This is a genomic window from Pseudomonas sp. NPDC077649, from assembly GCF_044542855.1.
Taxonomy (GTDB): domain Bacteria; phylum Pseudomonadota; class Gammaproteobacteria; order Pseudomonadales; family Pseudomonadaceae; genus Aquipseudomonas.
In genome coordinates this window covers 82,008-103,364 of sequence record NZ_JBITVF010000008.1, presented here as the reverse complement: position 1 = coordinate 103,364, position 21,357 = coordinate 82,008, and the positions used below count along the sequence as shown (strand labels likewise).

General features: G+C 63.4%; 16 protein-coding genes and 3 tRNA genes. 12 read left to right on the top strand and 7 right to left on the bottom strand.

What is annotated here, in order from left to right:
• Nucleotides 1-8: 8 nt before the first annotated feature.
• Genes ACIGFL_RS21090 through ACIGFL_RS21080 form a run of 3 tightly spaced genes read left to right on the top strand, consistent with a single transcriptional unit; the run spans nt 9 to nt 2,888 of the window.
• Nucleotides 9-809 (top strand): carbohydrate ABC transporter permease, encoded by an 801-nt coding sequence (locus tag ACIGFL_RS21090; RefSeq protein ID WP_021445160.1) that lies wholly within the window; start codon nt 9-11, stop codon nt 807-809.
• Between the two features lie 12 nt (nt 810-821).
• A complete protein-coding gene (locus ACIGFL_RS21085) occupies nt 822-1,094 on the top strand; it encodes a DUF2160 domain-containing protein (protein WP_397498452.1) in 273 nt (90 codons plus the stop codon).
• A gap of 51 nt (nt 1,095-1,145) precedes the next feature.
• Entirely contained in the window at nt 1,146-2,888 is a 1,743-nt protein-coding gene (locus ACIGFL_RS21080; RefSeq protein ID WP_397498451.1) for an ABC transporter substrate-binding protein, read from the top strand.
• Between the two features lie 59 nt (nt 2,889-2,947).
• Here ACIGFL_RS21080 and folD read toward each other — a convergent pair whose 3' ends face one another.
• Nucleotides 2,948-3,802 carry a bifunctional methylenetetrahydrofolate dehydrogenase/methenyltetrahydrofolate cyclohydrolase FolD gene (folD, locus tag ACIGFL_RS21075; protein WP_021445157.1) on the bottom strand — a complete coding sequence of 285 codons (855 nt, stop codon included), beginning with the start codon at nt 3,800-3,802 and terminating at the stop codon, nt 2,948-2,950.
• Nucleotides 3,803-4,070: 268 nt separating this feature from the next.
• Here folD and ACIGFL_RS21070 point away from each other — a divergent pair.
• The 9 genes from ACIGFL_RS21070 (at nt 4,071) to ACIGFL_RS21030 (ending at nt 12,957) form a co-directional block, all read left to right on the top strand.
• Nucleotides 4,071-4,147 (top strand) — tRNA-Arg (locus ACIGFL_RS21070).
• Between the two features lie 36 nt (nt 4,148-4,183).
• Nucleotides 4,184-4,259: transfer RNA gene (locus ACIGFL_RS21065), tRNA-His, on the top strand.
• 56 nt (nt 4,260-4,315) lie between these two features.
• Nucleotides 4,316-4,400 (top strand) — tRNA-Leu (locus ACIGFL_RS21060).
• A gap of 127 nt (nt 4,401-4,527) precedes the next feature.
• Nucleotides 4,528-5,838 carry a trigger factor gene (gene tig / locus ACIGFL_RS21055; RefSeq protein ID WP_122107985.1) on the top strand — a complete coding sequence of 437 codons (1,311 nt, stop codon included), beginning with the start codon at nt 4,528-4,530 and terminating at the stop codon, nt 5,836-5,838.
• 92 nt (nt 5,839-5,930) lie between these two features.
• On the top strand, nt 5,931-6,572 hold the full coding sequence (gene clpP, locus ACIGFL_RS21050; RefSeq protein ID WP_031303098.1) for an ATP-dependent Clp endopeptidase proteolytic subunit ClpP: 642 nt from the start codon (nt 5,931-5,933) through the stop codon (nt 6,570-6,572).
• A gap of 109 nt (nt 6,573-6,681) precedes the next feature.
• Nucleotides 6,682-7,962, top strand: a complete 1,281-nt coding sequence (clpX, locus tag ACIGFL_RS21045; protein WP_021443957.1) for an ATP-dependent Clp protease ATP-binding subunit ClpX — start codon at nt 6,682-6,684, stop codon at nt 7,960-7,962.
• 151 nt (nt 7,963-8,113) lie between these two features.
• Entirely contained in the window at nt 8,114-10,510 is a 2,397-nt protein-coding gene (gene lon / locus ACIGFL_RS21040) for an endopeptidase La (RefSeq protein WP_397498450.1), read from the top strand.
• A 135-nt stretch (nt 10,511-10,645) separates the two neighbouring features.
• Nucleotides 10,646-10,918, top strand: coding sequence for a nucleoid-associated protein HU-beta (hupB, locus tag ACIGFL_RS21035; RefSeq protein WP_003239952.1), 273 nt, complete (start codon nt 10,646-10,648; stop codon nt 10,916-10,918).
• 191 nt (nt 10,919-11,109) lie between these two features.
• Nucleotides 11,110-12,957, top strand: a complete 1,848-nt coding sequence (locus ACIGFL_RS21030) for a SurA N-terminal domain-containing protein (RefSeq protein ID WP_397498449.1) — start codon at nt 11,110-11,112, stop codon at nt 12,955-12,957.
• Nucleotides 12,958-13,087: 130 nt separating this feature from the next.
• Here ACIGFL_RS21030 and fabI read toward each other — a convergent pair whose 3' ends face one another.
• The 6 genes from fabI to ACIGFL_RS21000 are packed head-to-tail and all read right to left on the bottom strand — an operon-like array spanning nt 13,088 to nt 21,306.
• Nucleotides 13,088-13,882 carry an enoyl-ACP reductase FabI gene (gene fabI, locus ACIGFL_RS21025; protein WP_021443954.1) on the bottom strand — a complete coding sequence of 265 codons (795 nt, stop codon included), beginning with the start codon at nt 13,880-13,882 and terminating at the stop codon, nt 13,088-13,090.
• Between the two features lie 28 nt (nt 13,883-13,910).
• The gene (locus tag ACIGFL_RS21020; protein WP_397498448.1) at nt 13,911-15,524 is read right to left on the bottom strand and encodes an ABC transporter ATP-binding protein; all 1,614 of its coding nucleotides are present in this window, start codon (nt 15,522-15,524) and stop codon (nt 13,911-13,913) included.
• A 1-nt stretch (nt 15,525) separates the two neighbouring features.
• On the bottom strand, nt 15,526-16,545 hold the full coding sequence (locus tag ACIGFL_RS21015; RefSeq protein WP_397498447.1) for an ABC transporter permease: 1,020 nt from the start codon (nt 16,543-16,545) through the stop codon (nt 15,526-15,528).
• A gap of 2 nt (nt 16,546-16,547) precedes the next feature.
• On the bottom strand, nt 16,548-17,633 hold the full coding sequence (locus ACIGFL_RS21010) for a microcin C ABC transporter permease YejB (protein WP_122107982.1): 1,086 nt from the start codon (nt 17,631-17,633) through the stop codon (nt 16,548-16,550).
• A complete protein-coding gene (locus ACIGFL_RS21005) occupies nt 17,633-19,480 on the bottom strand; it encodes an extracellular solute-binding protein (protein ID WP_397498446.1) in 1,848 nt (615 codons plus the stop codon). Before ACIGFL_RS21005 ends, ACIGFL_RS21010 begins: the two co-directional genes overlap by 1 nt.
• A complete protein-coding gene (locus ACIGFL_RS21000) occupies nt 19,477-21,306 on the bottom strand; it encodes an extracellular solute-binding protein (protein ID WP_397498445.1) in 1,830 nt (609 codons plus the stop codon). The genes ACIGFL_RS21005 and ACIGFL_RS21000 overlap by 4 nt, the downstream gene beginning before the upstream one ends.
• Nucleotides 21,307-21,357: the final 51 nt, after the last annotated feature.

The following is a 21,357-nucleotide window of genomic DNA, read 5'->3' as shown; positions in this document are numbered from 1 at the left end:
GGCCGACCATGATGCTGCGCAAACGCCTGGTGCTGCTGCTCTACTTCCTGTTCCTGCTGGTGCCGATTTACTGGCTGCTGAACATGTCGTTCAAGGGCAATACCGAGATCCTCGGCGGCCTGAGTCTGTGGCCGCAAAACTTCACCCTGGACAACTACCGGGTGATTTTCACCGACCGCAGTTGGTACGAGGGTTACCTCAACTCGCTGTACTACGTCAGCCTCAACACCCTGATCTCGCTCAGCGTGGCGCTGCCGGCGGCCTATGCCTTCTCGCGCTACCGCTTCCTTGGCGACAAGCACCTGTTCTTCTGGCTGCTGACCAACCGCATGGCGCCGCCGGCGGTGTTCCTGCTGCCGTTCTTCCAGCTGTACTCGTCCATCGGCCTGTTCGACACTCATATCGCCGTGGCGCTGGCCCACTGCCTGTTCAACGTGCCGTTGGCGGTGTGGATTCTCGAGGGCTTCATGTCCAGCGTGCCCAAGGAAATCGACGAGACGGCCTATATCGACGGCTACAGTTTTCCCAAGTTCTTCGTGAAGATCTTCATTCCGCTGATTCGCTCCGGCATCGGCGTCACTGCCTTCTTCTGCTTCATGTTCTCCTGGGTCGAGCTGCTGCTGGCGCGCACCCTGACCTCGGTGGACGCCAAGCCCATCGCGGCGGTGATGACCCGTACCGTGTCCGCCTCGGGCATCGACTGGGGCGTGCTGGCCGCTGCCGGGGTATTGACCATCCTTCCGGGGATGCTGGTGATCTGGTTCGTTCGCAACCATGTGGCCAAGGGCTTCGCCCTCGGTCGCGTGTAAGGGAGGTTCGTCATGAGCTGGATGGCCTGGACTCTACCGACCGCGCTGTTCTTCGCCGGCATCGCCATGCTGCTGGCCGGCATGACGCTGGTCGAGCTGCGCTGGCCTTGCGTCGAGCGCAAGGGTTTTCTGCCGATTGCCACCACCCGGGGCGATCGGCTGTTTATCGGTCTGCTCGGCAGCGCCTACCTGCACCTGCTGGTGATAGGCGTGACCGACTGGAGCGTGTGGATAGCCTCGCTGCTATCGCTGTTGTGGTTGTGCGCAGTCATGCGCTGGGGCTGAGCCGGGCTGCCACCGGTATGCCTCTCCCCATATCCTGAGATGGAGGTCTCTATGTTCGACAATAACAACAAGACCCGACATAGCATGGCGTTGGCCGCCCTGCTGGCGTTGTCCGGTTTGAGCGGTGCGGCCTGGGCCGATGCCTTTGAGGAGGCCGCGAAGAAATGGATCGCCGAGGAGTTCAATCCCTCGACCCTGACGCCCGAGCAGCAGCTCGAAGAGCTGAAATGGTTCATCAAGGCCGCCGAGCCGTTCCGCGGCATGAACATCAGCGTGGTGTCGGAAACCATCACCACCCACGAGTACGAGTCCAAGGTGCTGGCTCGCGCCTTCAGCGAGATCACCGGCATCAAGCTCAAGCACGACCTGCTGCAGGAAGGCGACGTGGTCGAGAAGCTGCAGACGCAGATGCAGTCGGACAAGAACATCTACGACGGCTGGGTCAACGACTCCGACCTGATCGGCACCCACGCGCGCTACGGCAAGGCGGTGGCGATCAGCGACATGATCGCCGGCGAGGCCAAGGACTTCACTTCGCCGACCCTGGATCTCGAGGACTTCATCGGCATCTCCTTCACCACCGGGCCGGACAAGAAGATCTACCAGCTGCCGGACCAGCAGTTCGCCAACCTCTACTGGTTCCGCGCCGACTGGTTCGAGCGCCCGGAGCTCAAGGCCAAGTTCAAGGAAATCTACGGCTACGAGCTGGGCGTGCCGGTCAACTGGTCGGCCTACGAGGACATCGCCGAGTTCTTCTCGGTGCACGTCAAGGAAATCGACGGCCAGCGCGTCTACGGCCATATGGATTACGGCAAGAAGGACCCGTCGCTGGGCTGGCGCTTTACCGATGCCTGGTTCTCCATGGCCGGCGGTGGCGACAAGGGCCTGCCCAACGGCCTGCCGGTGGACGAATGGGGCATTCGTGTCGACGGTTGCCGGCCGGTGGGCTCCAGCGTCGCCCGTGGCGGCGACACCAACGGCCCGGCGGCGGTCTACGCCACCAGCAAGTACGTCGACTGGATGCGTCAGTACGCCCCGCCGGAGGCCCAGGGCATGACCTTCTCCGAGGCCGGGCCGGTGCCGGCGCAGGGCGCCATCGCCCAGCAGATCTTCTGGTACACCGCCTTTACCGCCGACATGACCAAGCCGGGCCTGCCGGTGGTCAACGAGGACGGTACGCCGAAGTGGCGCATGGCACCGTCGCCCAAGGGCCCGTACTGGGAGGAGGGCATGAAGCTCGGCTATCAGGACGCCGGCTCCTGGACCTTCCTCAAGTCCACCCCGGAGAAGCAGCGTCTGGCTGCCTGGCTCTACGCCCAGTTCGTCACCTCCAAGACCGTGTCGCTGAAGAAGACCCTGGTCGGCCTGACGCCGATTCGTGAGTCGGACATCAATTCCCAGGCCATGACCGACGCCGCGCCCAAGCTCGGCGGGCTGGTGGAGTTCTACCGCAGCCCGGCGCGGGTGCAATGGACGCCGACCGGCACCAACGTGCCGGACTATCCACGTCTGGCCCAGCTGTGGTGGCAGTTCATCGCCGAGGCCGCCAGCGGCGACAAGACCCCGCAGCAGGCGCTCGATGGTCTGGCCGCGGCGCAGGACACCATGCTCGGCCGCCTGGAGCGCTCCGGCGTGCTGGGTGAATGCGGGCCAAAGCTGAACGAGCCGCGTGATCCGCAATACTGGCTGGATCAGCCGGGTGCGCCGAAACCGAAGCTGGACAACGAAAAGCCCAAGGGCGAGACCATCGCCTATGACGAGCTGCTCAAGTCCTGGGAGCAGACGCGCAACTGATCGGTAAGGCAGAAACGACAACGGCACCCGCGGGTGCCGTTGTTCGTTGTGAGCGCTGCTTACTTATGCAGGTGTTCGGCGGCGTGCAGGGTGTTTTCCAGCAGCCCGGCGCGGGTCATCGGGCCGACGCCGCCCGGCACCGGGGTGATCCAGCCGGCGCGGGGCAGGGCAGTCTCGTAGACCACGTCGCCGACCAGCTTGCCGTCTTCCTGACGGTTGATGCCGACGTCGATGACGATGGCGCCTTCCTTGATCCACTCGCCCTTGACCAGACCAGGCTTGCCGGCGGCGACCACGACGATGTCGGCCTGGCCAACGTGGGTCGGCAGATCCTTGGTGAAGCGGTGGGTGACGGTGACGGTGCAGCCGGCCAGCAGCAGCTCCATGGCCATCGGCCGGCCGACGATATTGGAGGCGCCGACTACTACGGCATGCATGCCGTACAGATCGACGCCGGTGCTTTGCAGCAGGGTCATGATGCCCTTCGGCGTGCAGGGGCGCAGCAGCGGCATGCGCTGGGCCAGGCGACCGATGTTGTAGGGGTGGAAACCGTCCACGTCCTTGTCCGGGCGAATGCGCTCGAGCAGCAGGGAGGAGTCCAGGTGTTCGGGCAGCGGCAGTTGCACCAGGATGCCGTCGATGGCCGGGTCTTCGTTGAGTTCGTCGATCAGGGCGAGCAGATCGGCCTGGCTGGTCTCGGCTGGCAGGTCGTAGGCGCGGGAGAGGAAACCGACCTCTTCGCAGTCCTTGCGTTTGTGGGACACATAGACCTGGGAGGCGGGATCGGTACCGACCAGGATCACGGCCAGGCCCGGCGCGCGCAGGCCTTGCTGGCGGCGCTCGGCGACACGTTGGGCAATCTGCTGGCGGAGGCTGGCGGCGATCGCCTTGCCGTCGATCAGTTGTGCGGTCATTGCGCTGATTAACCATTAATAAGGATGAAAAAAGGACGCGCATTCTCGCATGGGCGCTCCCCCGGGCAAAGGCGCCTGCCGTCGTTTTCGCGTAACTCCTTTATATCGCTGAATTTTTTTGATTTTTTCTGTTGACGGGGTGTGGCCGCCTCTATAACATTCGCCCCGCTTGTCGAGCACAGCCAGTCGCTGGGTAAGACGGCAGCGGTAAAGCCCTTGTGGTAGAGCCTAAGCCGAAAGCTTTAAGTCTGCGCTTGCAGATGGATAGGCGCCCGTAGCTCAGCTGGATAGAGCATCCGCCTTCTAAGCGGATGGTCGCAGGTTCGAGTCCTGCCGGGCGTGCCATTTGGCAGCTAGGCATGCAAGCAAAAAAGCAATATGGTGGGCGTAGCTCAGTTGGTAGAGCACAGGATTGTGGCTCCTGGTGTCGTGGGTTCGATTCCCATCGTCCACCCCATATTCCAGAACGCCAGGCCCCAAAGCCTGGCGTTTTTGTTTTAAGGTTCCGACCACGCGGACGTGGTGAAATTGGTAGACACACCAGATTTAGGTTCTGGCGCCGCAAGGTGTGAGAGTTCGAGTCTCTCCGTCCGCACCATCTTTATCTAGCCCTCCCGACTGCCGCCTGCTTCTAGGGTGACTTCTGCACATCGACCCTCTAGAATGCATGCCCTTGATTCGGGGCCGGTTCGAGCCGGCTTATGTCTGTGCAACGAGGAATATCCATGCAAGTTTCTGTTGAAAGCACTTCTGCTCTTGAGCGCCGCATGACCGTCGGCGTCCCCGTCGAGCGCATCGAGACCGAAGTCAACAAGCGTCTGCAGCAGACTGCCCGTCGCGCCAAGGTTCCTGGCTTCCGTCCTGGCAAGGTGCCGATGAGCGTCATCCGTCAGCGTTACGAAGACGCCGCTCGTCAGGAAGCTCTGGGCGACCTGATCCAGGCCACCTTCTACGAAGCCGTGGTCGAGCAGAAGCTGAACCCGGCTGGTGCGCCGTCCGTCGAGCCGAAGTCCTTCGAGAAGGGCAAGGATCTGGAATACGTCGCCACCTTCGAAGTGTTCCCCGAGTTCCAGGTTGCCGGTTTCGACTCCATCGCCATCGAGCGCCTGCAAGCCGACGTGGTCGATAGCGACGTCGACAACATGCTGGACATCCTGCGCAAGCAGAACACCCGTTTCGAAGCCGTCGAGCGTGCCGCCGAGAATGGCGACCAGCTGAACATCGACTTCGTCGGCAAGATCGACGGCGAAGCCTTCGCCGGCGGCAGCGCCAAGGGCACCCAGTTGGTGCTGGGCTCCGGTCGCATGATCCCGGGCTTCGAAGATGCCCTGGTCGGCGTCAAGGCCGGTGAAGAGCGCGTGATCACCCCGACCTTCCCCGAGGACTACCAGAACCTCGACCTGGCCGGCAAAACCGCCGAGTTCACCGTCACTGTGAACAGCGTTTCCGCCCCGCAACTGCCTGAGCTGAACGACGAGTTCTTCGCCCTGTTCGGCATCAAGGAAGGCGGTCTGGAAGGCTTCCGCGCCGAAGTACGCAAGAACATGGAGCGCGAACTGCGCCAGGCCATCAAGTCCAAGGTGAAGAGCCAGGTGATGGATGGCCTGCTGGCCGCCAACCCGGTCGAAGTGCCGAAGGCGCTGATCAGCAACGAAGTGAACCGTCTGCGCGTGCAGGCCGTTCAGCAGTTCGGCGGCAACATCAAGCCGGATCAGCTGCCGGCCGAGCTGTTCGAGGAGCAGGCCAAGCGCCGCGTCGTGCTGGGTCTGATCGTCGCCGAAGTGGTCAAGCAGTTCGAGCTGAAGCCCGATGACGCCCGCGTGCGCGAGCTGATCCAGGAAATGGCGTCGGCCTACCAGGAGCCGGAGCAGGTCGTGGCCTGGTACTACAAGAACGACCAGCAGATGAACGAAGTTCGCTCGGTTGTACTGGAAGAACAAGTTGTAGATACTGTTCTGCAGAAGGCCAACGTGACCGACAAAACGGTCTCCTACGAAGACGCAGTCAAGCCGGCAGAAGCCCCGAAAGCCGACTGATCTCGCAACCTCGTTCGAGCACACCATAAGCCAGCCTTAGTGCTGGCTTATGCGTATTTGAGACATGACTATTTAGGGAGTGAGCGCAAGACATGTCCCGCAATCCTTTTATGCAACACATGCCCGACATCCAGGCCGCCGGCGGCCTGGTGCCCATGGTCGTCGAACAGTCGGCCCGCGGTGAGCGTGCCTACGACATCTATTCGCGCCTGCTCAAAGAGCGGGTGATCTTCCTGGTCGGCCCGGTCGAAGACTACATGGCCAACCTGGTGGTGGCGCAGCTGCTGTTCCTCGAAGCGGAGAACCCGGACAAGGACATCCACCTGTACATCAACTCGCCGGGCGGTGCGGTGACTGCCGGCATGTCGATCTATGACACCATGCAGTTCATCAAGCCGGACGTCTCCACCATCTGCATCGGCCAGGCCTGCAGCATGGGGGCGTTGCTGCTGGCTGGCGGCGCCGCCGGCAAGCGTTACTGCCTGCCGCATTCGCGCATGATGATCCACCAGCCGTTGGGCGGCTTCCAGGGCCAGGCCTCGGATATCGAGATCCATGCCCGCGAGATCCTCACCATTCGCGAGCGCCTGAACAAGATCCTCGCCGACCACTGCAACCAGCCGATCGAGGTTATCGCCAAGGATACCGACCGCGACAACTTCATGAGCGGCGAGGCGGCGGTGGAGTACGGTCTGATCGACAAGGTTCTGGACAAGCGTCAACTGGCGGTCTGAAGCACCGCGCCATAGAGCGGTCGGCGACGAGTCGGCCGCGTCGCGGGCTTGAAAATGCCCGCATTTGCCTTCATCTTGTGTTTCAAGCCTACCGTATTGGATTGATCGAATGACTGATACCCGCAACGGCGAGGACAACGGCAAGCTGCTCTATTGCTCTTTCTGCGGCAAAAGCCAGCATGAAGTACGCAAATTGATTGCCGGTCCCTCCGTATTCATCTGCGACGAGTGCGTCGACCTGTGCAACGACATCATCCGCGAGGAGGTGCAGGAAGCCCAGGCCGAGAGCAGTGCGCACAAATTGCCGGCTCCCAAGGAAATCAGCAGCATCCTCGATCAGTATGTGATCGGTCAGGAGCGGGCCAAGAAGGTGCTTTCGGTAGCGGTGTACAACCACTACAAGCGCCTCAACCAGCGCGACAAGAAAGACGATGTCGAGCTGGGCAAGAGCAATATTCTGCTGATCGGTCCGACCGGCTCGGGCAAGACCCTGCTGGCGGAAACCCTGGCGCGTCTGCTCAACGTGCCGTTCACCATCGCCGACGCCACCACCCTGACCGAAGCCGGTTACGTGGGCGAGGACGTCGAGAACATCATCCAGAAGCTGTTGCAGAAGTGCGACTACGACGTCGAGAAGGCCCAGATGGGCATCGTCTATATCGATGAAATCGATAAGATCTCGCGCAAGTCGGACAATCCCTCGATCACCCGCGATGTGTCGGGCGAGGGCGTGCAGCAGGCGCTGCTCAAGCTGATCGAAGGCACCGTGGCCTCGGTTCCGCCGCAGGGCGGGCGCAAGCATCCGCAGCAGGAGTTCCTGCAGGTCGATACGCGCAACATCCTGTTCATCTGCGGCGGCGCCTTCTCCGGCCTGGAGAAGGTCATTCAGGGGCGCTCGACCAAGGGTGGCATCGGTTTCAACGCCGAGGTGCGCAGCAAGGACACCGGTAAGAAACTCGGCGAGTCCCTGCGTGAAGTGGAGCCGGACGATCTGGTCAAGTTCGGTCTGATCCCCGAGTTCGTCGGTCGCCTGCCGGTGATCGCCACCCTCGAGGAGCTGGATGAAGCGGCGCTGGTGCAGATTCTCACCGAGCCGAAGAACGCGCTGACCAAGCAGTACGCCAAGCTGTTCGAGATGGAAGGGGTGGATCTGGAGTTCCGTCCGGATGCGCTGAAATCAGTCGCACACAAGGCCCTGGAGCGCAAGACCGGCGCCCGCGGCCTGCGTTCGATCCTCGAGGGTATCTTGCTCGACACCATGTACGAGATCCCTTCCCAGCAGGAAGTGAGCAAGGTGGTGATCGACGAGAGCGTGATCGAAGGCAGCTCCAAGCCGCTGCTGATCTACGAGAACAGCGAGCCGCAAGCCAAAGCCGCGCCAGACGTGTAACGCTCAAGTTACATGGTGCAATGAAGGGGCCCGCTGGGCCCCTTCGCTTTTCTGGCCGCAGTGCTTGTTTTTTGCCGGGCCTACCCCCATCTTAAAAGCCAAGGGTAATCCCATCTGTTTACGGCCTTATGGCCGCCGCTGAGCCGAAATCATGAAGACAACCATCGAATTGCCTCTCCTGCCATTGCGCGATGTTGTGGTCTATCCGCACATGGTGATCCCGCTTTTTGTCGGGCGCGAGAAATCTATCGAAGCCCTGGAGGCAGCGATGACGGGCGACAAGCAGATTCTTCTGGTCGCCCAGAAGAATCCTGCGGTCGATGATCCGGATGATCAGGATCTGTATCGGGTCGGTACCGTCGCCACCGTACTGCAGCTGCTCAAGCTGCCCGACGGCACCGTCAAGGTGCTGGTCGAGGGCGAGCAGCGCGGCGCCATCGAGCGCTTCATAGAGGTCGACGGTCATTGTCGTGCCGAGGTGCAGCTGATCGAGGAGGGCGACACCGCCGAGCGCGAGTCCGAGGTGTTCACCCGCAGCCTGCTGAGCCAGTTCGAGCAGTATGTGCAGTTGGGCAAGAAGGTGCCGGCCGAGGTGCTGTCCTCGCTCAACGGCATCGACGAGCCGAGCCGGCTGGTCGACACCATGGCGGCGCATATGGCGCTGAAGATCGAGCAGAAGCAGGAGATCCTCGAAATCACCTCGTTGTCCGCTCGTGTCGAGCATGTGCTGGCGCTGCTGGATGCCGAGATCGACCTGCTGCAGGTGGAAAAGCGCATTCGCGGCCGGGTCAAGAAGCAGATGGAGCGCAGCCAGCGCGAGTACTACCTGAATGAGCAGATGAAGGCCATTCAGAAGGAGCTGGGGGACATAGACGAAGGGCATAGCGAGCTAGACGAGTTGCGCAAGCGTATCGACAACGCCGGTCTGTCCAAGGAGGCGCTGACCAAGGCTAATGCCGAGCTGAACAAGCTCAAGCAGATGTCGCCGATGTCTGCCGAAGCCACCGTGGTGCGTACCTACATCGATTGGCTGGTCAACGTACCGTGGAAGGCCGAGAGCAAGGTGCGTCTCGATCTGGCGCGCGCCGAGAGCATTCTTGATGCCGACCACTACGGCCTGGAGGAGGTCAAGGAGCGCATCCTCGAGTACCTCGCCGTGCAGAAACGGGTGAAGAAGCTCAAGGGGCCGGTGCTCTGCCTGGTCGGTCCGCCCGGCGTGGGTAAGACCTCGCTGGCCGAATCCATCGCCACCGCGACCAACCGCAAGTTCGTGCGCATGGCCCTGGGCGGTGTACGCGACGAAGCCGAAATTCGCGGCCACCGCCGCACCTACATCGGCTCGATGCCCGGCCGCCTGATCCAGAAGATGACCAAGGTCGGCGTGCGCAACCCGCTGTTCTTGCTCGACGAGATCGACAAGATGGGCCAGGACATGCGCGGCGACCCCGCCTCGGCGTTGCTCGAGGTGCTCGATCCGGAGCAGAACCACAATTTCAACGATCACTATCTGGAAGTCGATTACGACCTGTCCGATGTGATGTTCCTCTGCACCGCCAACTCGATGAACATTCCCGGGCCGCTGCTGGACCGCATGGAAGTCATCCGCCTGCCGGGCTATACCGAGGACGAGAAGGTCAATATCGCCATCAAGTATCTGGCGCCGAAGCAGACCCAGGCCAACGGCCTGAAGAAGGGCGAGCTGGCGTTCGACGAAGGCGCCATTCGCGACATCATCCGCTACTACACCCGCGAGGCCGGGGTGCGCGGCCTGGAGCGGCAGATCGCCAAGGTCTGCCGCAAGGCGGTGAAGGAGCACCTGCGCGAGAAGCGCTTCCAGGTACAGGTCACGGCCGAGTCGCTGGAGCATTTTCTCGGCGTGCGCAAGTACCGCTACGGCCTGGCCGAGCAGCAGGATCAGATCGGCCAGGTCACCGGTCTGGCCTGGACCCAGGTGGGCGGCGAGTTGCTGACCATCGAAACCGCCGTGGTACCGGGCAAGGGCGTGCTGATCAAGACCGGCTCGCTCGGCGACGTCATGGCCGAGTCCATGACCGCTGCAATGACCGTGGTCCGCAGTCGCGCCAAGAGCCTGGGGATCGCCGCCGATTTCAACGAGAAGCGCGACGTTCACATCCATATGCCGGAAGGCGCCACGCCCAAGGACGGCCCCAGCGCGGGTATCGGCCTGTGCACCGCGCTGGTGTCGGCATTGACCCAGATTCCGGTGCGCGCCGATGTGGCCATGACCGGCGAGATCACCCTGCGTGGTCAGGTGTTGGCCATTGGCGGGCTCAAGGAAAAACTTCTGGCGGCTCACCGGGGCGGGATCAAGACGGTGATCATTCCGGAAGAAAACGTGCGCGACCTGCGGGAAATTCCGGAAAATATTAAGCAAGACCTGCAGATTAAACCGGTTAAATGGATTGACGAGGTCCTGCAAATTGCGCTGCAATACGCCCCGGAGCCCTTGCCCGATGCGGCTCCGGAGATGGTTGCAACGGATGACAAACGCGAGTCTGATTCCAAGGAGCGAATCAGCACGCATTAGCCGGGGGGCTTCCTTGACACATTTTTTGAGCCCTTGTTATAAAGCGGCTCTTATTGTGTCGGCAGGCCATCCAGCACCCGCTTTGCTTACACTAAAAATCAAGAAACAAACTCAACAGAAATAAGGGGACTTAGAGTGAACAAGTCGGAACTGATCGATGCCATCGCTGCATCTGCTGATATCCCGAAAGCTGTTGCTGGCCGCGCGCTGGATGCAGTGATTGAATCCGTCACTGGCGCTCTGAAGGCTGGCGATTCCGTTGTACTGGTTGGTTTCGGTACCTTCGCTGTCAAAGAGCGCGCTGCTCGCACTGGTCGCAACCCGCAGACCGGCAAGCCGATCAGCATCGCTGCTGCCAAGATCCCGGGCTTCAAAGCCGGTAAAGCTCTGAAAGACGCCGTCAACTAAGCGTCTTCCGGGTCTTTGCCCCGCCGCTGCACACAGGTTGCGCAGCGGTCGCGAAGCGCCAAGGTCGGCTCAGCCCGCATCAGCCGCTTCGCACGTTACGAGAAGGCGCATCCTCGGATGCGCCTTTCTTCTATCCGGACATTACCCACGCTGCGCGGCCGGTCATTCTTTACGGACGTTCTGGGGGAAGCATGCTGCAAAATATCAGGGACAATTCAAAGGGTTGGATTGCCAAAACCATCATCGGCCTCATCGTCCTGCTTATGGCCTTTACCGGCTTCGAGGCGATTCTCACCGGCACCAGCAACAGCCAGAATGCTGCCGCGGTCAACGGTGACGAGGTCACGCTCAACGAGCTGGGCCAGGCCGTGGAAATGCAGCGTCGTCAGCTGCTGCAACAGCTGGGGCGTGATTTCGATGCCTCGCTGCTCGACGAGCGCCTGCTGCGCGAGTCCGCACTCAAGGGCTTGATCGACCGCAAGCTGCTGCTGCAGGGCGCCGGCGATGCCGATTTCGCCTTCTCCCAGGCGGCGCTGGATCAGGTCATTCTGCAAACCCCCGAATTCCAGGTCGATGGCCGATTCGATGCCGCGCGCTTCGATCAGGTGATCCGCCAGATGGGCTACGGCCGCCTGCAGTTCCGCCGGATGCTGGAAGAGGAAATGCTCATCGGTCAGCTGCGCGCCGGCCTCGGTGCCAGCAGCTTCGTCACCGAGCAGGAAGCCCGTACGTTCGCCAGCCTGGAGCGGCAGACCCGCGACTTCGCCAGCCTGGCGATCAAGGCCGACCCGGCGACGGTCGAGCTGGCCGATGGCGACGTGCAGGCCTATTACGACGAACACGCCAGCGAGTTCATGAGCCCCGAGCAGGTGGTGCTGGAGTACGTCGAGCTGCACAAGGACAGCTTCTTCGATCAGGTCGAGGTCAGCGACGAAGAGCTGCAGCCGCTGTATCAGAGCGAAATCGCCAACCTGGCCGAGCAGCGCCAGGCGGCGCATATCCTGATCGAGGGCGACGACGAGGCGGCGCGTACCCAGCTCGAGGAGCTCAAGGCGCGTATCGACGCCGGCGAGGACTTCGCCGCGCTGGCCAAGGAGTTCTCCCAGGATCCGGGCTCCGCTGCCGATGGCGGCGATCTGGGTTACGCCGGCCCCGGCGTCTACGACCCGTCTTTCGAAGAGGCGCTCTACGCCCTGCAGCAGGGCCAGGTGTCTGCACCGGTGAAGAGCGAATTCGGCTGGCACCTGATCAAACTGCTCGGCGTGCAGGCGCCCGAGGTGCCGAGTTTCGACAGCCTGAAGGACAAGCTGGCGCGCGACTACAAGGCGCAGCAGGTCGAGCAGCGCTTCGTCGAGGCCACCAAGCAGCTGGAAGACGCGGCGTTCGAGGCCTCCGATCTGGCGCAGCCGGCGCAGGAGCTCGGTCTGGAGGTCAAGGTCAGCGAGGCGGTCGGTCGCGAAGGCGGCGCCACTGGTGTCACCGCCAACCGCCAGGTGCTGCAGGCGGCGTTCAGCCCGGAAGTACTGGAAGACGGCAACAACAGCTCCACCATCGAACTGGATCCGAGCACGGTCGTGGTGGTCCGGGTGAAGGAGCACAAGAAGCCCGAACAGCTGCCGCTGGAGCAGGTCGCCGAGAGCATTCGCAGCCACCTGTTGCAGGAGCGCGCCGCGGCCGCGGCCAAGGCCGAAGGCGAGAAGCTGCTGGCGGCGGTGCAGGCCGGCGAGGGCAGCAGCGAGAGCTGGCAGGTGCAGGAAGCGGCGACGCGCAGCCAGGAGGGCGTCGAGCCCAAGGTGCTGCAGGCGCTGTTCCGCATGCCCAAGCCGGTTGCCGCCGGCACGCCGACCTATGCCGGGGTGACGCTGAACAACGGCGACTACGTGCTGCTGCGTTTGGATGGGGTGAATGTGCCGGAGCAGGCGCTGAGCGCGGAGGAGCTGGGCATGTACCGCAACTTCCTGGCCTCGCGCGCCGGTCAGCAGGACTTCGCCGCCTACCGCAAGCAGCTCGAAGCCAAGGCCGATATCGAGCGTTTCTAAGCCTTTCCGGGCGCCTCGTTCGAGGCGCTCTTCGGGCAATAAAAAACCCGCACATCGTGCGGGTTTTTTATTGCCCGATGGGGCGTCTCAAGTCGTTCCCGGCAATCTGCTATTGCCGAGAACGAGTCCATCAGTCTTCCATCGCGCCCATGGCGGTGGTGTTGAAGCCGCCGTCGACGTACATGATCTCGCCGCTGATGCCCGAGGCCAGGTCGGAGCAGAGGAAGGCGCCGGCATTGCCGACTTCCTCGATGGTGACGTTGCGGCGCAGCGGGGTCTGCTTCTCGTTGGCAGCCAGCATCTTGCGGAAGCTGGCGATGCCGCTGGCGGCCAGGGTGCGGATCGGCCCGGCGGAGATGGCGTTGACGCGGGTGCCTTCCGGGCCGAGGCTGCCGGCCAGGTAGCGGACGCCGGCTTCCAGGCTGGCCTTGGCCATGCCCATGACGTTGTAGTTGGGCATGGTGCGCTCGGCACCCAGGTAGGAGAGGGTGAGTAGGCTGCCGTTGCGGCCCTTCATCATCTCGCGGCCGGCCTTGGCCAGGGCAACGAAGCTGTAGGCGCTGATGTCGTGGGCGATCTTGAAGCCTTCGCGGGTGGTCACCGCGGTGAAGTCGCCATTGAGCTGGTCGCCCGGGGCGAAACCGACGGAGTGGACGATGCAGTCCAGGCCGTCCCACTTCTTGCTCAGCGCTTCGAATACCGCGTCGATCTCCTCATCGCTGGCCACGTCGCAGGGGAAGCACAGGTCGGCGCTGGAGCCCCAGCCGGCGGCGAACTCCTCGACGCGGCCCTTGAGCTTTTCGTTCTGGTAGGTGAAAGCCAGCTCGGCACCTTCGCGGTGCATGGCGGCGGCGATACCCGAGGCGATGGACAGTTTGCTGGCAACGCCAACGATGAGTACGCGCTTACCGGTTAGAAAACCCATTGTGCTATTCCTCTTCCTGTTTCAAGGATCAGTGAGCGGTTGCCGGGGCCATGAAAGCGGCTTCCAGCAACTGCTGTGTATAAGGGTGTTGCGGTGCGCCGAAGATCGACTCGGCAGACCCCTGTTCGACCACCTGGCCCTGCTTGACCACCATCAGTTGGTGGCTCAGCGCTCTGACTACCGCCAGGTCATGGCTGATAAACAGATAGGTCAGGTTGTACTTGGCCTGCAAGCCGCGCAACAACTCCACCACCTGACGCTGTACCGTGCGGTCGAGCGCCGAGGTGGGCTCGTCCAGCAGGATCAGCGCCGGTTTCAACACCAGTGCCCGAGCAATGGCAATCCGCTGCCGTTGCCCGCCGGAAAACTCGTGGGGGTAGCGGTGCCGCGTCTGCGGGTCCAGCCCTACCTCCAAAAGCGCGTCGATGATCGCCTGTTCCAGCTCCGCCTCGTTGCCCATGCCATGAATGCGCAGGCCCTCGCCAACGATCTGGCCCACCGACATGCGCGGGCTCAGGCTGCCGAAGGGGTCCTGGAACACCACCTGCATCTGCCGCCGCAGCGGCCGTACCTCATGCTGGCTCAGACCCTGCAACTGCTGGCCTTGGAAGCGGATGTCGCCGCGACTGGCGAGCAGCCGCAGGATGGCCATGCCCAGGGTGGATTTGCCGGAACCGCTTTCGCCGACTATGCCCAGGGTCTGACCCTGGGGCAGGCTGAAGTTGATGCCGTCCACCGCCTTGACATGATCTACCGTCCGGCGCAGCAGGCCCTTCTTGATCGGGAACCATACGCGCAGGTCGTCCACTTCCAGCAGCGGCTGGCCCGCGGGGTTGGCCGCGGGCTCGCCGCTGGGTTCGGCGCCGAGCAGTTCCTTGGTATAGGGATGCTGCGGCGCCTGGAACAAGTTTTCACACGACGCCTGTTCGACGATGCGACCGTGCTGCATGACACATACGCGATGGGCAATTCTGCGCACCAGGTTGAGATCGTGGCTGATCAGCAGCAGCGACATGCCCAGGCGCGCCTGCAAATCCTTGAGCAGTTCGAGGATTTTCAGCTGCACGGTGACGTCCAGCGCGGTGGTCGGCTCGTCGGCGATCAGCAGCTCGGGCTCGTTGGCCAGGGCCATGGCGATCATCACCCGCTGGCGCTGGCCGCCGGACAGCTCGTGCGGGTAGGCCTTCAGGCGCTTCTTCGGTTCGGGAATGCCGACCAGCTCCAGCAGTTCCAGGGTGCGGGCGCTGGCGGCCTTGCCGCGCAGGCCCTTGTGCAGGGCGAGCACCTCGTTGATCTGCTTTTCGATGCTGTGCAGCGGGTTGAGCGAGGTCATCGGCTCCTGGAACACCATGGCGATGCGGTTGCCGCGGATGCCGCGCAGACGGCCCTCGCCGAGCTTGAGCAGGTCCTCGCCGGCGTACTCGATGCTGCCGGCCGGATGGCGCGCCAGCGGGTAGGGCAGCAGGCGCAGGATGGAGTGGGCGGTGACCGACTTGCCCGAGCCGCTTTCGCCGACCAGGGCCAGGGTCTCGCCCTTGCGGATGTCGAAGCTGACGCCTTCGACCACGCGCTGGCACTGCTCGCCCATGACGAACTCGACGGCCAGGTCGCGTACTTGCAGCAGGGTTTCGTGCTGGCTCATGTCATTTCCTCGGGTCGAAGGCATCGCGGGCGGCTTCGCCGATGAACACCAGCAGGCTCAGCATGATCGCCAGCACGGCGAAGGCGCTGATGCCCAGCCAGGGCGCCTGCAGGTTGCTCTTGCCCTGGGCGACCAGCTCACCCAGCGACGGCGCGCCAGGCGGTAGGCCGAAGCCGAGGAAGTCCAAGGCGGTCAGGGTGCCGATCGCCCCGGTGAGGATGAAGGGCATGAAGGTCATGGTCGAGACCATGGCGTTGGGCAGGATATGACGGAACATGATGGCGCCGTTGCCCATGCCCAGCGCCCGCGCGGCGCGCACGTACTCCAGGTTGCGCCCGCGCAGGAATTCGGCGCGCACCACGTCGACCAGGCTCATCCAGGAGAACAGCAGCATGATGCCCAGCAGCCACCAGAAGTTCGGCTGGACGAAGCTGGCGAGGATGATCAGCAGGTAGAGCACCGGCAGGCCCGACCAGATTTCCAGGAAGCGCTGGCCAAGCAGGTCGACCCAGCCGCCGTAGAAGCCCTGCAATGCGCCGGCGATCACGCCGATCACCGAGCTGGCCAGGGTCAGGATCAGGGCGAACAGCACCGAGATGCGAAAGCCGTAGATCACCCGCGCCAGCACGTCGCGGCCCTGATCGTCGGTGCCCAGCCAGTTCTGCGCCGAGGGCGGGGCGGGGGCGGGCACCTCCAGGTCGTAGTTGATGCTCGAGTAGCTGAAGGGAATCGGCGGCCAGAGCATCCAGCCGTCTTTTTCCGCGATCAGCTCCTGGATATAGGGGCTCTTGTAGTTGGCCTGCAGCGGGAATTCGCCGCCGAACACGGTCTCCGGGTAGCGCTTGAGCACCGGGAAGTACCACTGGCCGTCGTAGCGCACCGCCAGCGGCTTGTCGTTGGCGATCAGCTCGGCGCCCAGGCTCAGGCCGAACAGCACGAGAAACAGCCACAGCGACCACCAGCCGCGCTTGTGCGCCTTGAAACGCTCGAAACGCCGTTGATTGAGCGGGGAAAGCTTCATGTTCAGCCCTCCCGGCTTTCGAAGTCGATGCGCGGATCGACCAGGGTGTAGGTGATGTCACCGATCAATTTCACGATCAGCCCCAGCAAGGTGAAGATGAACAGGGTGCCGAACACCACCGGGTAGTCGCGGTTGATCGCCGCCTCGAAGCTCATCAGGCCGAGGCCGTCGAGGGAGAAGATCACTTCGATCAGCAAGGAGCCGGTGAAGAAGATGCCGATGAAGGCGGCGGGGAAGCCGGCGATGATCAGCAGCATGGCGTTGCGGAACACGTGACCGTAGAGCACGCGGTGGTTGGTCAGGCCCTTGGCGCGGGCGGTGACCACGTACTGCTTGTTGATCTCGTCGAGGAAGCTGTTCTTGGTCAGCAGGGTCAGGGTGGCGAAGTTGCCGATCACCAGCGCGGTGACCGGCAGCACCAGGTGCCAGAGATAGTCGAGAATCTTGCCGCCGAGGCTTAGCTCATCGAAGTTGTTCGAGGTCAGGCCGCGCAGCGGGAACCAGTCGAAGTAGCTGCCGCCGGCGAACAGCACGATCAGCAGGATGGCGAAGAGGAAGGCCGGGATGGCATAACCGACGATGATCGCCGAGCTGGTCCAGACGTCGAAGGCGCTGCCGTGGCGGGTGGCCTTGGCGATCCCCAGGGGGATGGAGACCAGGTACATGATCAAGGTGCTCCACAGCCCCAGGGAGATCGACACCGGCATTTTCTCGACGATCAGGTCGATGACCTTGGCGTCGCGGAAGAAGCTCTCGCCGAAGTCCAGCTGCGCGTAGTTTTTCAGCATGATCCAGAAACGCTCCGGCGCCGACTTGTCGAAGCCGTACATCTTCTCGATCTCGGCGATCAGCTGCGGGTCGAGGCCCTGGGCGCCGCGGTAATTGGAGCCGGCCACCGAGACTTCGGCGCCACCGCCGCCGATGCGCCCGGTGGCGCCGCCGGCGGCCGCATCGAACCCCTCCAGCTTGGCGATCATCTGCTCGACCGGGCCGCCGGGCGCGGCCTGGATGATGACGAAGTTGATCACCAGAATGCCGAACAGGGTCGGGATGATCAGCAGCAGGCGGCGAAGGATATAGGCCAGCATTATTGCTTCGCCTCTTCGGTCGCCTGTTGCTGGGCCTCGCTTGGCTCTTTGAGGCCAGGGCGTACCCACCAGGTGTGCAGGCCGATGTCATAGAGCGGCGTCACCTTGGGGTGTTCGAAGCGGTTCCAGTAGGCCACGCGCCAGGTCTTGATGTGCCAGTTGGGGATCACGTAGTGGCCCCACAGCAGCACGCGGTCAAGGGCGCGGGTATGGGCGATCAGGCTCTGGCGCGAGTCGGCGTTGATCAGCCCCTCGACGATCTGGTCGATGGCCGGATCCTTGAGGCCGATGAAATTGCGGCTGCCGGGATTGTCGGCGCTGGAGGAGTGCCAGTACTCGCGCTGCTCGTTGCCCGGCGAGTTGGACTGACCGAAGCCGCCGACGATCATGTCGAAGTCGCGCGAGCGCAGGCGATTGATGTACTGCGAGACGTCGACCCGGCGGATCACCAGCTCCATGCCGAGATCGGCCAGGTTGCGCTTGAACGGCAGCAGGATGCGCTCGAATTCGGTCTGCGCCAGGAGGAACTCGAAGCTCACCGGCTGACCGCTGGCATCCAGCATGCGGTCGCCGTCGATGCGCCAGCCGGCCTGTTGCAGCAACTGGTAGGCGCGGCGCTGCTGCTCGCGGATGATGCCGCTGCCGTCGGTGGTCGGCACGCGGTACTCCTCGCTGAATACCTCGGCCGGGATCTGGCCGCGCAGCGGTTCGAGAATGGCCAGCTCGTCCTCGCCCGGCAGGCCGCTGGAGCCCAGCTCGGAGTTGTCAAAGTAGCTGCGGGTGCGGGTGTAGGCGCCGTTGAACAGGCGCTTGTTGGCCCACTCGAAGTCGAACAGCAGGCCGAGGGCCTCGCGCACGCGACGATCCTGGAACTGCGCGCGGCGGGTGTTGAAGACGAAGCCCTGCATGCCGGTAGGGTTGCGGTTCTGGATCTCTTCCTTGACCAACTGGCCGTTGGCCACGGCCGGCACGCTGTAGGCGGTGGCCCAGTTCTTCGCGCTGGTCTCCAGCCAGTAGTCGAACTGGCCGGCCTTGAGCGCCTCCAGGGCCACGGTGTTGTCGCGGTAGTAGTCGATCTGGATGGCGTCGAAGTTGTAGAAACCGCGGCTCACCGGCAGGTCCTTGGCCCACCAATCCGTCACCCGCTCGTAGCGGATGCTGCGCCCGGCCTGCACCCGGGCGACCCGGTAGGGGCCGCTGCCGAGCGGCACCTCCAGGTTGCTCTTGCTGAAGTCGCGCTCGGCCCACCAGTGCTTGGGCAGCACCGGCAACTGGCCGACGATCAGCGGCAGCTCGCGATTGCCGGCGTGCTTGAAGACGAAGCGCACGCGTTGCGGCGATTCCACCTCGACCCGCTCGACGTCGGCGTAGTAGCCGCGGTACATGGGCGCGCCTTTCTCCATCAGGGTATCGAAGGTGAACTTGACGTCCTCGGCGGTGATCGGCGTGCCGTCGTGAAAGCGTGCCTCCTGGCGCAGGTGGAAGCGTACCCAGGCATTGTCGGGGGCCTTCTCGATCTTCTCCGCCACCAGGCCGTAGGCGCTGAACGGCTCGTCCTGGCTCTGCACGGTGAGGGTGTCGTAGATCAGGCCGATATCGTCGGCGGCGACGCCCTTGTTGATGAAGGGGTTGAGGCTGTCGAAGCCGCCGAAGCCGGCCTGGCGGAGGGTGCCGCCTTTCGGTGCATCGGGGTTGGCGTACTCGAAGTGCTGGAAGCCGGCCGAATACTTGGGCGCCTCGTCGTAGAGGGTGACCGCGTGTTTGGGGGCGGCGAGGGCGAGGCCTGCCAGGCCGAGCAGGATGAGGCTGCTACCGTGAAGCAGGAAACTGCGCAGCGGGTGGGTCATCGAGCGTTCTCCGTGGGCTTCAGCCACCAGGTGCGCAGGCCCAGGGTGTAGGGCGGCGTGGTGACGAAGGCGAACCGGTTGCGGTACGCCAGGCGGTGATAGTTGATGTACCAGTTGGGGATGCTGTAGTGCTGCCAAAGCAAGACCCGGTCCAGGGCGCGGGTGGCGGCGATCTGTTCGTCGCGGGTCTGCGCCGAGAGCAACTTGTCGATCATCGCGTCGACCACCGGGTGGGCGACGCCAGCGTAGTTCTTGCTGCCCTTGACGTTCACCTGGCTGGAGTGGAAATACAGCGACTGCTCCAGGCCAGGGCTCAAGGTTTGTGGCAGGGTCAGCAGGATCATGTCGTAGTCGAACTGGTCGAGGCGCTGTTTGTACTGGGCGCGGTCGACGGTGCGCAGGTTGGCGCGGATGCCGATGCTGGCCAGATTGGCGACGTAGGGCTGGAGGATGCGCTCGAGGCTGGGGTTGACCAGCATGATCTCGAATTCGAAACGCTCGCCGCGGGCGTTGCGCAGCTCCTGGCCGGCAGGCTTCCAGCCGGCGTCGGCCAATAGACCCAGGGCGCGGCGCAAGGTTTCCCGCGGGATGCCGCGGCCGTCGGTCACCGGTTGCACTATGGGCTGGCTGAACAGCCGCGCCGGCAGCTTGTCGCGGTGCGGCGACAGCAGCAGCCACTCGGCGCCTTCCGGCTTGCCGGTGGCGGAGAACTCGCTGTTGGGGTAGTAGCTGCTGGCGCGCACGTAGGAGTTGTTGAACAGGGTGCGGTTGGTCCACTCGAAGTCGAACATCAGTCCCAGCGCCTCGCGCACCTTGCGCTGGCCGAACAGGCCGCGGCGGGTGTTCATGAACAGTGCCTGGGTCTGGGTAGGGATCTGGTGGGCGATCTCGGCGCGGATCACCTCGCCGCGGGTGACGGCGGGAAAGCGGTAGCCGTTGGCCCAGTTCTTCGCCTGGTTCTCGATGTAGAAGTCGAATTCGCCGGCCTTGAAGGCCTCGAAGGCCACGTGGTTGTCGCGGTAGAACTCCACCTCGACGCGGTCGAAGTTGTACTTGCCGCGATTGACCGGCAGATCCTTGCCCCACCAGTCCTTGACCCGTTGGAACACCAGGCTTCGCCCCGGCACCACCTGAGCGATGCGGTAGGGGCCGCTGCCCAACGGCGGCTCGAAGGTAGTGGCCTTGAAGTCGCGGTCCTTCCAGTAGTGCTGCGGCAGCACCGGCAGCTCGCCCAGGCGCAGGATCAGCAGCGGGTTGCCGGCGCGCTTGAAGACGAAACGGATGCGCTGGCGATTGAGGATGTCGACCCGCTTCACCTCCTGCAGGTGGGTGCGGTACTGCGGATGGCCGTCGCTGCGCAGCAGGCGGTAGGAGAAGGCCACGTCGTAGGCGGTGATCGGCTTGCCGTCGTGAAAGCGCGCCTCGGGACGCAGGTTGAACACCACCCAGCTGCGGTCCTCGCTGTACTCCACGCTGGCGGCGATCAGCCCGTAGCTGGAGGCCGGCTCGTCGCCGGAGGGGTCGTAGGCGCCGGTGCCGACCATCAGCGGCTCGTTGAGCTCGTTGACCCCGTACTGCAGGAAATGCGCAGTGGAGATCGGGCTGCTGCCCTTGAAAGTGTAGGGATTGAGCGTGTCGAAGGTGCCCGAGGCCATGATCCGCAGGGTGCCGCCCTTGGGCGCCTCGGGGTTGACCCAGTCGAAATGGCTGAAGCTGGCGGGGTATTTGAGCGTCCCGAACTGGGCGTAGCCGTGGCTCTCGCTGATGGTCGCAGAGACGGGAAAGCTCAAGGCCAGGCTGAGGAACAGCGGGAGGGGGGAACGCATCGGGGGTGAGATCCGATCCATGGCGGCTTTTGGGCTTCTGGGTCGGTACAG

Coding starts and splice junctions, on each gene's coding strand:
- lon (WP_397498450.1), top strand. CDS start 8,114: ATGAAGACAACCATCGAATTGCCTCTCCTGCCATTGCGCGATGTTGTG.
- ACIGFL_RS21010 (WP_122107982.1), bottom strand. CDS start 17,633: ATGCTGGCCTATATCCTTCGCCGCCTGCTGCTGATCATCCCGACCCTG.
- ACIGFL_RS21015 (WP_397498447.1), bottom strand. CDS start 16,545: ATGAAGCTTTCCCCGCTCAATCAACGGCGTTTCGAGCGTTTCAAGGCG.
- ACIGFL_RS21020 (WP_397498448.1), bottom strand. CDS start 15,524: ATGAGCCAGCACGAAACCCTGCTGCAAGTACGCGACCTGGCCGTCGAG.
- ACIGFL_RS21090 (WP_021445160.1), top strand. CDS start 9: ATGATGCTGCGCAAACGCCTGGTGCTGCTGCTCTACTTCCTGTTCCTG.
- ACIGFL_RS21085 (WP_397498452.1), top strand. CDS start 822: ATGAGCTGGATGGCCTGGACTCTACCGACCGCGCTGTTCTTCGCCGGC.
- ACIGFL_RS21000 (WP_397498445.1), bottom strand. CDS start 21,306: ATGCGTTCCCCCCTCCCGCTGTTCCTCAGCCTGGCCTTGAGCTTTCCC.
- tig (WP_122107985.1), top strand. CDS start 4,528: ATGCAAGTTTCTGTTGAAAGCACTTCTGCTCTTGAGCGCCGCATGACC.
- clpX (WP_021443957.1), top strand. CDS start 6,682: ATGACTGATACCCGCAACGGCGAGGACAACGGCAAGCTGCTCTATTGC.
- folD (WP_021445157.1), bottom strand. CDS start 3,802: ATGACCGCACAACTGATCGACGGCAAGGCGATCGCCGCCAGCCTCCGC.
- ACIGFL_RS21030 (WP_397498449.1), top strand. CDS start 11,110: ATGCTGCAAAATATCAGGGACAATTCAAAGGGTTGGATTGCCAAAACC.
- fabI (WP_021443954.1), bottom strand. CDS start 13,882: ATGGGTTTTCTAACCGGTAAGCGCGTACTCATCGTTGGCGTTGCCAGC.
- ACIGFL_RS21080 (WP_397498451.1), top strand. CDS start 1,146: ATGTTCGACAATAACAACAAGACCCGACATAGCATGGCGTTGGCCGCC.
- clpP (WP_031303098.1), top strand. CDS start 5,931: ATGTCCCGCAATCCTTTTATGCAACACATGCCCGACATCCAGGCCGCC.
- ACIGFL_RS21005 (WP_397498446.1), bottom strand. CDS start 19,480: ATGACCCACCCGCTGCGCAGTTTCCTGCTTCACGGTAGCAGCCTCATC.